The following is an 11,178-nucleotide window of genomic DNA, read 5'->3' on the forward strand; positions in this document are numbered from 1 at the left end:
GTGCTTGCCTCGCCCAGCATGCCGAGCGGCAGTGCCGGCAGGCCGTAGAGGGCCAGCAGCGTGGTGGCATCAGGGTTTTTGGCATTGAAGGTCAGCGCCACCGGCGCTTCGAGAAGCTTGTCCACCGCCCCCTTTCCCGACAGCGATGCGGAAAAGGCCGAGCCGCCGGCCTTGCCTTGTCCGCTCACCGCCAGGCCCGTGGTGCCGTCGCCATTGTCGGCCGCACTCGCCACGAGGTCGACACGCGCATCCTGGAACAGCTCGGGATAGGCTGCGGCACGGCTCGCCAGTCCCTTGAGCACGGCGCTGTCGGGATAATGCCGGGCGGCGACGTCGATCAGCGGCTTCAGATCGACGGCAACCACCGATGCATCGAGCTTGCCGGTCGGGCTCGCCGGGAAATCCTTGATCCTGCCGGTGGCGCTGATCGAGGCGCCGGCCAGCCCGCCCACCGACAGCCGGTCGATTTCGAGCAGCCCGTCGCGCAGCCTGAGCGCCGTGTCGACGGTATCCGCGGTCAACCCGCCAGCGTTGACCGGCCCTGCCTTGATCTGGAAATCGAGGTCGCGGTCGGCAAAGCGATTGGCACCCTTGTCGCTGACGAAGATCGAGGCGAAGGCCGCCAGCCCGTCGACATCGAGGTCGCCGCCTTCGAGACGCATCAGCACTGACGGCTTGGCATCGTCGGGCTGGCTGGAATCGATGCGGCCGGAAAACTTCGCCTTGCCCAGGATCAATTCGAGATCGCTGAAGGCCTGGCGCTTCTGCGATAGGTCGACCTTGGCCTTGAAGCCGGCGGCAGGCAGACGGCGGATCGCCTCGTCGACATCCTTCGACAGCCAGGCGGCAAAGCCGGAGGGTTGCGCCACGGCCAGCAGCAGCGAGCCGTTGAAGCCGAAATGACCCTCCAAATTGAGCACGAGCATGCCATCGGCTTCCAACGTGGTGCGGCCGGGCAAGGTCGCGGCAAGCGATTTCACCGACCAGCCGCCATCGACCGGCTCGGCGGAAAGATGCACGTCGCGCACCGTGGTGTCGCCGACCACCACCGCCGGCAGCTTGACCTCGACAGTGCCGGGAATGGTCGGCCTCGGCATGTCGAGCAGCGCCTGCTCAAACGCCGCGATGCGCTGATCCAGCGTCAGACCGGCGCCGGCTTCGGCGCCCACCGCCTCGTCGAACTGCACCTGCGCACCATTGGCCTCGATGGCGAAACTCGGCTTCGGCCCGAGATCGACAGAAGCCTTGCCATCAGCGGTGTAGGGGTTGTCGAGCGGCCCGGTCTCGAAGCGGAACTCGTCGACACCGAGCTTCTGATGGTCGAGCGAAAACTTGCCGTTCAGCCGAAAGCCCGGATCGGGCTTACCGGCCGAGACCTTCACCGTCTCGCCGTCGGTGCCGCGCAGCTCGGCGCTGTTGTTGTCGGCACCGGAGATCTTGAACTGGCCGGAGTAGACGGCAGCGCCATTGACGATGCCGGCATTGCCGTCGGCTTCGATGACCAGCGGATAGGCGTCCGGATCGGCCTTCAGCCGCAGCCGCATCTGCCCGTTGCCTTCGGCCTTGCCGGTTGAGGCAGTGACCGCGGTGCGCAGTCCGTCGAGCCGCAGCGTGCCGTCCATGCGCCATGGGCCGGCCAGGGACTTGGCCGAGATGGTCGAATTGATCTCGGAAAACAGGTGGCTGCGCCCGCCGGCGGCATGGCGCAGTTCGACCTGCCCCTCCGTCACCGTCAGCTTCTCGATCGAGATCTGATTGAGGTCGAAGGGAGAGGACGGCCGCATCGCCCAGTCGACAGTGCCGTCATCGGCGATATCGATGGTCGCTTTCGGCCGCACCAGCCGCATGTCGAAGATCAGCACTTCGCCGCGCAGGAAGGGCGCCAGTTCCGCATCCATCGAAAACGTCTCGACGGTCATGGCCGGCTGGCCATTGGGGCCGCCGGCGACCGCGACGTTGGAGAAGGTCACCGAGGGAAACGGCAACAGCCTTGCCGTGGCGTCGCCCTGCACGGTCACCTTGCGGCCGAGGATGGCGCTGGCCTCGCGCTCGAATTGGGCGCGGTAGCCGGTCCAGTCGATAAAATACGGCACCACCAGCGCCGCACACAGCACCAGCACAAAAAGGCCACCGAAGATCACGAACAGGCGAGCGAGCATCAGCTCCGAATGGGTTGATTGAAATTCTGCCGCACTCTACCCGCATCCGCGTGTCGATAAAGAGGCAATTCATCCAGTGTTGCGCGATCCCGGATGATCTGAAACAAATCCCGGCGAAGCGGAGAATCCGGATGTCTGGAAAGAACTGGGATCGCGTGCCGATCGATGCGCAAAGTGTCGACGCCCCGCTGTCGCTTTCGGCGGTCTTTCTTGTCGTCACCATCGCCAGCGGCCAGACCGCGCTCGCCAAGATAGCCTCCGTGCTCGGCGGCCTCGATGATCTCGTCAAAACCGTCGGGTTCCGCGATCTTTCCGGGCGGCTTTCGTGCATTGCCGGCATCGGCCGCGATCTCTGGGATCGTCTTTCCCCAGATCGGCGACCTTTGGAACTGAAACCGTTTGCGCCGATCAAGGGTGCCGTTCATTCGGCGCCTTCGACCGCCGGCGATCTTCTCTTCCACATCCGCTCCGAGCGGCCCGATATGTGCTTCGAGTTCGAGCGCATTCTGCTCGACAATCTCGGTGATGCCGTGAGCGTCGTCGACGAGGTTTCCGGTTTTCGCTATTTCGATGCCCGTGACCTGCTCGGCTTCGTCGACGGCACGGCCAATCCGACCGGGCTGGACCTTCCGGCCTCGGCACTCGTCGGAGATGAAGACGCCGACTTCGCCGGCGGCAGCTATGTCGTCGTCCAGAAATACCTGCACGATCTCCAGGCCTGGGCGCGCATTCCGACGCCCGAGCAGGAAGCGATCATCGGCCGCACCAAGATCGACAACATCGAAATCGATGATGACGACGCACCGCGCAAATCACACAAGTCGCTGGCCACCATCGAGGATGCCGACGGCAATGAGTACGACATTTTGCGCGACAACATGCCGTTCGGCAGGCCGGGGCAAAAGGAGTTCGGCACCTATTTTATCGGCTACAGCAGGTATCTCTGGGTGATCGAGAAGATGCTGCAGCGAATGTACATCGGTGAGCCGCCGGGCGCTTACGACCGGCTGCTCGATTTCTCGACGCCGCACACCGGCACGACGTTCTTCGCGCCAACCCGCCCCATGCTGCAAACCCTTGTTGAGGGCGCATAGAAGACGCCTGCGACCGCACGGCAGGCCGGCGCCCCAACGATTTCACCCGGCGATTGTCAGAACCCTCAGCGTGCGTCGCGCTTTGCTTGCGCAACCTTGGCCGCCTTGCGCTGCCGGCCAAGCTCCATCGTTCGGACGAGGTCTTGCGCCCTCTGGTTTGCCACCGACCGCATCCCCTTGCGCGCGGTGCGCGAATTGAAAGCAGGGCCTTCCGGCGTCGCCCCTTGCTTCATGACAAATGCCTTGCGCGCGTTTTCGATCAGCGAAACGCTGGCCGCCAGCTGCCGGCGCCGCTCGGCCTCGCCATTCAGCCGCCGCATGGTCATGGCCAGCACCGCCAGCTTTGTCTGCGAACCGCCATCGGACTTTGAGGGCGCAGCGCCTTTCGGCGCTCCTTTGCCGCGTATTTCACGCCGGCGGCGGTGTGCTTGGGTCTGCGCCTTGTCGCGCCGCTCCCGCAACAGCTTGACCAGGCCGGCAAGATCGGCGTCGGAAAGCTCCTGCACCGCCGGATGGTGCGATTTCCCCACCAGTTCCTGTTCGTCGGCGCTCAGCGCACGCGCCGCTTCCTTGCGTGAAATCGCCATGGCATTCCTCCTCCGCTGGCACGCCTGTCTGTTTCAGGCCATTCGCATGAGTTTCTGCCCCAAAACCGCGTCGGTCAAGAATAGCCCTGCTGACGATGCCGGATGGTCGAATACCGAGCCGCTCAGCCTGTGCATCGGCTGCGCAGATAGGCGCAGACCAGCTCGATGAGTTCCGCTCGCAATTCCGGCGATTGCAGTTCGCCATGTCGCGCTGCGGCATGCACGACCCCTTCGACCGCACCCGACAGCACACGTCCGGCAATGTCGTCGCGCTTGGGATCGGGCTTGCCCGGGGCAGATGCGATCACGGCTTGGTAGCGGCGCAGATACTCCGCCTCGAACTGATCCTGTGTCGAGCGTGCGGCAAGCGGCACCTCGTCGAGCAGGACGCGATGCAGTTCCTGATCGACGCTGTGGGCGGCGACGACGCCATCGACAAGCTTCGCCGCCCGCTGTTCCACCGTGATCACTGCGTCACGCTCATCCGAACCGGATATGGCCGCGAGCACCGCGTCGAGATGGCGTTTTCGGATCTCCTCCGCCAAGGCCAGCTTGTTGGGAAAATACTGGTAGATCGAGCCGACGCTGACACCAGCCGCCGAAGCCGTCTCGTTGGTGGTGAAATGCGCCCACCCACGCCGAGCTAGAACGCGAGCCGCGGCTTCGACAATCGTATCCACGGTTGCGCGGGAACGCAGTTGCCGTGGCGCTTTGCGCACGCTTCCATGCTCTGAGGGAACGCGAGTAGCCATATCAGGGCCTTTTCACCAAAATGCGAGTGTCCGCTCACATTTATCGAGCCAAGCCTGCCACGCAAGTCAATGAGAGGTCGCTATGAGCAACAAGACACTGCTTTTATCCCTGTTCAGCTACAAATCCTGGGCCGACAATGAACTCCTCGCTCTTTTGGCAGAGATCGAAAACGAGACAACCGAGAAGCAGCTTGGCGCGATCCTTGAGACCGTCAATCACGCGCATGTCGACCGGATCTTTGCGTCGAACCTCCAGCAGCAGAAGCACTCCTATCGAGACACGGGCACGAGCAGCACACCGACGCTCGCGGAGCTGTCCAAGGCGATCAAGGAAACCGACCGATGGTACCTCCGCTACGTCGAACAGGTCGAACCCGAAGAACTGGCGGAGGCGATCCGTTTTGCCTTTACGGACGGCGCCCCCGGGCAGATGTCACGAGAGGAGATGCTGGCACATGTCATCACCCATGGCGGCTATCATCGCGGTGAGGTCGGACGCATAGTGACACAATTGTCGAAGCCATCGTCGCCCGACACCTTCACGGGTTATCTCCATCAGGCAGAGCCCGCTCGCCGAGCACCGGTGTAATCGGAAACCTTACATTGGAGATGCCGGTCCGGCTCCTTCATTGCTGTGGCGGGATAATCCCTACCCTGCTGGCAAAATCTTGCCCGGGTTCATGATATCGAGCGGATCCAGCGCCTGCTTGATCGTGCGCATGATGTCGACGCCGTGGCCGAGCTCGTGGCGCAGGAAACCGATCTTGCCCTGGCCGATGCCGTGCTCGCCGGTGCAGGTGCCGTCCATGGCGATCGCCCGCATGTTGAGCCGCGCGACGAACTTTTCCGACAACGCGATCTCCCTGGGATCGTTGACATCCATCAGCACCAGCACGTGAAAATTGCCGTCGCCGGCGTGGCCGACGATCGGCGCGATCAGGCCCATCTCGGCGATGTCGGCTTCGGTTTCCAGGACGCATTCGGCAAAGCGCGAGATCGGCACGCAGACATCGGTCGACAGCCCCTTGGCGCCTGGCCGCAGTGTCAGCGACGACCAGTAGGCGTCATGCCTGGCCTTCCACAGTTTGGTGCGCTCCTCGGCGACGCTGGTCCACAGGAACGGCCCGCCGCCATTCTCTTCCGCGATCATGCCAAAGGTCTCGGCCTGCTCGGCGACCCCGGCATCGCTGCCGTGGAACTCGACGAACAGGCAAGGGCTTTCGGGATAGTCGAGCTTGGAATAGTTCTTCATCGCCCGCATCTGCAGCGCGTTGACCAGTTCGATGCGCGCCACAGGAATGCCCATCTGGATCGTGGCGATGACCGCGTTGCAGGCCGCCTCGACGCTCGGAAACGGGCAGACGCCGCCCGAAATCGCCTGCGGGATGCCTTGCAGCTTCAAGGTCAGCGAGGTGATGATGCCGAGCGTGCCTTCCGAGCCGACCAGCAGCCGCGTCAGATCATAGCCGGCCGAGCTCTTTTTCGCCCGCTTGCCGGTCGTCACCGTCTCGCCGTCGGCCATGACGGCGGTCAGCGACAGCACGTTCTCGCGCATCGTGCCGTAGCGCACTGCGTTGGTGCCGGAGGCCCGCGTTGCGGCCATGCCGCCGAGCGAGGCATTGGCGCCGGGGTCGATCGGAAAGAATAGTCCGGTGTCGCGCAGATGCCGGTTCAAATCCTCGCGGGTGACGCCGGGTTCGACCGTGCAGTCGAGATCCTGTGGATTGACCGCCAGGACACGGTTCATGCGCGATGTGTCGACCGATATGCCGCCGCCCGGTGCGTTGGTGTGGCCTTCCAGCGAGGAGCCGACGCCAAAGGCGATCACCGGCACGCGGTGCGCGGCACAGGCCCGCACGATGTCCTGCACCTCGGAGGTCGTCTCGGGAAAGGCGACGCCGTCCGGCGCCTGCGTCGGAATATAGGTGGTGGTGTGGGCATGCTGCGAGCGGATCGCCTGGCCGGTCTGGAATCGCTCGCCTAGCCGTTGCTTGAGGATGCCGAGCACCGCCGCGATGCCTTCCTCGTTGCGTTCGACCGGGTTGAGGTCGCTCAGAGCCATGAATTCCTCCGCGAATGGACCAGCGTCCACGCTTGTTATGCGTCTATGGATGCGTAAAGCAATTCCAGGAAAAGTGTGAAGCGGTTTTCCCGGGAAAACCGCTTAGCGCTTTCCTTGGGGAATTGCGTCAGAACAAATAGAGTCTCCGGAGCCACGCTCTGTCCAGCGCCAGAACAAGGAAGTTTCGATGCCCATCCCCACTCCCTTCGTCTCGAAACCCATGGACATCGAGAAGGACTGGATCGACTACAACGGCCATCTCAACATGGCCTATTACAACGTGCTGTTCGACCGCTGCTCGGACGATGCCTTCGAGGCAATGGGCATGGGACCGAACTATGCCAGGGATCGTCGCCTCACCATCTACACGGCCGAAGTCCATGTCTGCTACGTGCAGGAACTGCACCTCGAGCACAAGGTCACGGTCTCCTTCCAGCTCATCGACCACGACGACAAGCGGCTAAGGGCCTATCAGGAAATCCGCCATGTCGATGGCTGGCTGGCCGCGACTTCCGAATCGCTGTCGCTGCATGTCGACATGTCCGGGCCGAAGGTGGCGCCCTTCCCCGCCGATGTGCTGGCCAGGGTCGAAGCCATGCGCGCCGCCCATTCGGCACTGCCGATGCCGGAACGGGCCGGCCGTTCGATCGGCATCAAACGCAAATAGGGCAAAGCCCACACCTTCTCGTTCCCGGCTTCAAAGCCACACCCGCAATCTAAAATCGCGGAACCCTCCCATTGGCCGGCGGCGGCGCTTGAAGCGGCACGGCGCCCTCGTTAACCTTACCAAGGTTTTAACGGGAACAAGCCATCTGAGCCGTTGCGCGACTCAGCGGGTCGGTCGAAAACGATCCGCATCGAGGAGCGACACGGGCGGCGCGGCGCCGGTTCGAGGAAAGTGCATGAAAACCGACATCAAGGTCGAGGTGGACAGGCTGGCTGCCGATCCGCGCATCACCGACTACGATTTCTGGCGCTCGCTCAAGAACGTCAACAACGAGATCTTCCACATCGCCAACAACAACGAGCCGATCCCTTTCGACATGATCCGCTGGCGTGCCATCCTGAAACAGGCGCGCATGAAGCGCGGCCACGCATAGGTTCCTCTCCCGTAGGTCAAGCCTGGCGCCTCAACGCTCCCAGCGCCGAGCGCGCCACCACCGGCGACGACTGGATGATCGCCGTATTGGTCATCGCATAAGGAATGATGCGGTCGATCACCCGCTCGAGTTCGGCCACCGAGCCGACATGCGCCAGCGCGACGAAACAATCCTCTCCGGTCACCCGGTCGCATTGCACGATCTCCGGCAGTTCGCGGATGATCTCGGCCACGAGGGCCAGTTGCCCCGGCACCGGCCGGATGCGCAGCCACGCCGACAGCGGCAGGCCGAGTGTCGCCGGGTTGATCCTGACCGAATAGGCCTCGATGACGCCGCTTTCCTGCAGCCGCTTGATGCGCTCGGCCACGCTCGGCGCCGACAGACCGACTGAGCGTGCCAGCTCCGCCGTGCTGATGCGCGCGTCCTTCTCCAGCAGACGCAGGATCTTCATGTCAGAGACATCGAGGTCGGCACTTTCAATTCGAAGGCGCTTCATGGGAAATTCCTTGCTTCTGAGAGAAATCCCGCCAGGCGAGCCTATCATCACTCATGTAAACCGGCAAATATGCCTGCGATACTGAGCCGATGAATGATCAAACGCAAGCTCTTACGGCAGATCCTGTCCCCGGCAACCCCACCCTGGCCAGGCTGACGGAAAAATTGCCACCGCATGTCTGGTTCGGCGTCAGCGCCGTCTTCCACTATCTCGGGCCGGCTTTCGCCGTGCTGCTTTTCCCGCATGTCGGCGTGCTCGGCATGGCGTGGCTGCGCATCGCCACGGCAGCACTCATCTTCGCGCCGCTGACCCGCCCATGGCGAAGTTTCGCCCGCGCCGATCGCTCGACAAGGCTGCTGTTGCTGGCCTTCGGCGCCTGTCTGGCGGTGATGAACTGTTCGTTCTACCTGGCGCTCGACCGCCTGCCGATCTCGCTGGTGGCGGCGATCGAAATTCGTCGGCACCATCGGCGTCGCGGCGATCGGCCTCAGGAGCCCGCGCAATCTCGCCGCCCTTGCCGTCGCCGTCGCCGGCACCTAGCTGCTCATCGACGTCAGATGGTCCGACGATCCCATCGGGCTGTGCTGGGCCTTCCTTAACGGCGCGCTGTTTGTCGGCTATATCGTGCTCGGCCACCGCGTTGCCGCGTCAGGCGCAGGCAGCGGCATCGCCGGCCTGGGTGCCGCCATGGCGATCGCCTTCATCGTCGTGCTGCCGATCGGCCTCAGCGATTAGCTGCCGGCCTTTTTCTCACTGCCGCTGCTGTTCGCCGCCATCGGCGTCGGCATCTGCTCCTCTGTCATTCCCTACATCTGCGACCAGCTCGCCATGTCGCGGCTGCCACGCGCCAGCTTCGCGCTGATGCTGTCGCTGCTGCCCGTCACCGCGACGCTGATCGGCGTCGTCGTGCTGCGCCAGATGCCAAGTTTTACCGATTGCCTCGGCATTGCGCTGGTGGTCGCCGGCGTCGCCTTCCACAAGCCGGCGAACACGGATTAGACGAACGCCCCTATGCCAGTTTCTGCTTGAGGAAGGCGATCGTTCTGCCCCAGGCGAGGTCCGCCGCCTTCTTGTCGTAGCGCGCTGCCGACGTGTCATTGTTGAAGGCGTGGTTGGCGCCTTCATAGACATAGACCGTGTATTCGACATGCGCCGCGTCGAGTTCCTTCTTGAAGGCGTCGATGCCGGCATTGATGCGGTCGTCCAGTCCGCCATAGTGCAGCAGCAAGGCCGCCTTGATCTTGGATACATCGGCGGCCTTCGGCTGCATGCCGTAATAGGCAACGCCGGCACTGAGATCGGGCGCGTTGATGGCCAGCATGTTGACCGTGCCGCCACCCCAGCAGAAGCCGATGGCGCCGACCTTGCCGTTGCCGTCCTTGTCGCTCTTGAGGAAAGCGACGGTCGCGACACCGTTGGCGATGGTCTGCGCCGGATCGAGCTTGGCGAACATGTCGCGCGCCTTGTCTTCATCGGTTGGCGTTCCGCCGAGCGGCGACAGAAAATCCGGCGCCAGCGCCACGAACCCTTCTAGCGCCACGCGTCGCGCCACGTCGCGAATATGCGGGTTGAGCCCCCTGTTCTCATGCACGACGATCACCGTCCCAAGCTTGCCCGCCCTGTCCGCGGGCTTGACCAGATAGCCCTTCATCTCGCCGCTGCCGCCGGGATAGCTGATGTCCTCGCCCTTCACCCGCGGATCGTTGCCGGCGACAACAGCCGCTTGCGCCGAATTTGCCGCCAGAAGCGGCGCGATCGCGGCCGCCGCCGCACCCGATCCGGCAAGCCGGGTCAACTGCTCCATGAACCGGCGGCGATCGAGCGTCAGATGCGTGTATTCGTCATAGGCGTCGATCATCGCCTGGGTGATGGCGGGCTTGGCATCGGGTTTCGTCATGGATAGGTCCTCTGCTTCGGGCTTTAATTCCCAGCTACATAGGGACCAAGCCGGCATGATCCAGTCGAGCACTCATCGCGGCCGCCGATTGCCTCAGGGCGTAGGGCGCCGGCCGCGCCCGAGCAGTAAAGCCGGCGCCATGCGCGGCCGTGTCATCACTTTTAGGTCATTGGCGATAAATCCTGCTGGCGCTGCCACAATCGTGAGGGAAGGTGGCAATCGACCAGTATCTTGGCCGTGTGCCCACACGTCAGACCCAGAAGGAAGCGATGACCATGACCATGCCTTCCCCAATCCTCGCCAGCGCGCTCGTCCTTGCGGCGACCGCCGCTTTGGCCCTGTGCTCAATGGTTCTGAACGCAGGTAGACGATCGTTGATCAGGGTCCGCACTGAGCGGAACCGCAACACGAAAACCCAGGGCTGAGTGACGCCATGAACGTCCAGGACATCGTCAACACCGTTTCGCAGAAGGCGGGCCTCGACCAGGCGACGACGGAGAAAGTCGTCGGCACCATTTTCTCGGTGCTCGAACACGAAGCGGAAGGCACAAGCGCCTCGGCGTTCTTCGCCAAGATCCCCGGCGCCGACGACCTCGCCCATCAATGACGTCATGGCTGCCGCTCCGGCCGGCGGTGGCGGTTTTCTGTCGTCGTTGCAGGGCGCGCTTGGCGGCGTTCTCGGCGAGAAGGCCGGCGCGCTGATCAACGGCGTCGCCGCGCTCAAGGCATCCGGGCTCGACATGGCGCAGATCCAGAAGGCCGGCGCGACGCTGATCCAGCAGGCCGAAGCCGCCGCCGGCCCCGACCTGACCAACAAGGTGCTCGGCTCGGTGCCCAGCCTGAAGGGCCATCTGGGGATTGGCTGATCGACAATCGGGCCGATCGGAAGATTTGCCGCCCCTCATCGCCCAGTCGGGCACTTTTCCCCGTCACTATGCGGGGAAAAGATACCGGCACAGATGATGGGCGGCGCGACCTCTGAGAGATCGCGCCCCCCTGCGCCCCTACTTCGGCAGCGCGTAGGCGATCAC

12 protein-coding genes and 1 pseudogene are annotated in these 11,178 nt (G+C 63.6%); 7 read left to right on the forward strand and 6 right to left on the reverse strand.

Annotated features, from left to right (window positions below; all coding sequences use genetic code 11):
* Positions 1-2,159 (reverse strand): AsmA family protein (locus EOD15_RS18905; RefSeq protein WP_127408727.1); only part of this gene is annotated, 2,159 nt, incomplete at its 3' end.
* A gap of 131 nt (positions 2,160-2,290) precedes the next feature.
* Between EOD15_RS18905 and EOD15_RS18910 the strand changes: the two genes are divergently transcribed.
* A complete protein-coding gene (locus tag EOD15_RS18910) occupies positions 2,291-3,253 on the forward strand; it encodes a Dyp-type peroxidase (protein ID WP_127408728.1) in 963 nt (320 codons plus the stop codon).
* A gap of 65 nt (positions 3,254-3,318) precedes the next feature.
* On the opposite strand, the gene EOD15_RS18915 is transcribed toward EOD15_RS18910, so the two are convergent.
* Positions 3,319-3,840, reverse strand: a complete 522-nt coding sequence (locus tag EOD15_RS18915) for a hypothetical protein (protein ID WP_127323155.1) — start codon at positions 3,838-3,840, stop codon at positions 3,319-3,321.
* Positions 3,841-3,962: 122 nt separating this feature from the next.
* Positions 3,963-4,559, reverse strand: a complete 597-nt coding sequence (locus EOD15_RS18920; RefSeq protein WP_206516822.1) for a TetR/AcrR family transcriptional regulator — start codon at positions 4,557-4,559, stop codon at positions 3,963-3,965.
* Positions 4,560-4,674: 115 nt separating this feature from the next.
* On the opposite strand from EOD15_RS18920, the gene EOD15_RS18925 reads away from it, so the two are divergent.
* Complete coding sequence (locus tag EOD15_RS18925; RefSeq protein WP_127322467.1) at positions 4,675-5,181, forward strand: DinB family protein; 507 nt, start codon at positions 4,675-4,677, stop codon at positions 5,179-5,181.
* Positions 5,182-5,241: 60 nt separating this feature from the next.
* Here EOD15_RS18925 and EOD15_RS18930 read toward each other — a convergent pair whose 3' ends face one another.
* The gene (locus tag EOD15_RS18930; RefSeq protein ID WP_127322466.1) at positions 5,242-6,654 is read right to left on the reverse strand and encodes an FAD-linked oxidase C-terminal domain-containing protein; all 1,413 of its coding nucleotides are present in this window, start codon (positions 6,652-6,654) and stop codon (positions 5,242-5,244) included.
* Between the two features lie 187 nt (positions 6,655-6,841).
* Between EOD15_RS18930 and EOD15_RS18935 the strand changes: the two genes are divergently transcribed.
* Positions 6,842-7,321 carry a thioesterase family protein gene (locus tag EOD15_RS18935; RefSeq protein ID WP_023813101.1) on the forward strand — a complete coding sequence of 160 codons (480 nt, stop codon included), beginning with the start codon at positions 6,842-6,844 and terminating at the stop codon, positions 7,319-7,321.
* A 235-nt stretch (positions 7,322-7,556) separates the two neighbouring features.
* Positions 7,557-7,754, forward strand: coding sequence for a hypothetical protein (locus EOD15_RS18940; RefSeq protein ID WP_013531006.1), 198 nt, complete (start codon positions 7,557-7,559; stop codon positions 7,752-7,754).
* Between the two features lie 16 nt (positions 7,755-7,770).
* Here the strand turns inward: EOD15_RS18940 and EOD15_RS18945 are convergent, their stop codons facing one another.
* On the reverse strand, positions 7,771-8,250 hold the full coding sequence (locus tag EOD15_RS18945; protein ID WP_127408729.1) for an Lrp/AsnC family transcriptional regulator: 480 nt from the start codon (positions 8,248-8,250) through the stop codon (positions 7,771-7,773).
* 89 nt (positions 8,251-8,339) lie between these two features.
* On the opposite strand from EOD15_RS18945, the pseudogene EOD15_RS18950 reads away from it, so the two are divergent.
* Positions 8,340-9,249, forward strand: a pseudogene (locus EOD15_RS18950) (DMT family transporter).
* Between the two features lie 10 nt (positions 9,250-9,259).
* Here EOD15_RS18950 and EOD15_RS18955 read toward each other — a convergent pair.
* Positions 9,260-10,147 (reverse strand): dienelactone hydrolase family protein, encoded by an 888-nt coding sequence (locus tag EOD15_RS18955; RefSeq protein ID WP_127408730.1) that lies wholly within the window; start codon positions 10,145-10,147, stop codon positions 9,260-9,262.
* A 433-nt stretch (positions 10,148-10,580) separates the two neighbouring features.
* Here EOD15_RS18955 and EOD15_RS36820 point away from each other — a divergent pair, with 433 nt between their 5' ends.
* A complete protein-coding gene (locus EOD15_RS36820) occupies positions 10,581-10,754 on the forward strand; it encodes a hypothetical protein (RefSeq protein ID WP_245463712.1) in 174 nt (57 codons plus the stop codon).
* A 4-nt stretch (positions 10,755-10,758) separates the two neighbouring features.
* On the forward strand, positions 10,759-11,013 hold the full coding sequence (locus EOD15_RS36825) for a hypothetical protein (protein WP_245463713.1): 255 nt from the start codon (positions 10,759-10,761) through the stop codon (positions 11,011-11,013).
* Positions 11,014-11,178: the final 165 nt, after the last annotated feature.

Source organism: Mesorhizobium sp. M7A.T.Ca.US.000.02.2.1, from assembly GCF_003996995.1.
Taxonomy (GTDB): Bacteria; Pseudomonadota; Alphaproteobacteria; order Rhizobiales; family Rhizobiaceae; genus Mesorhizobium.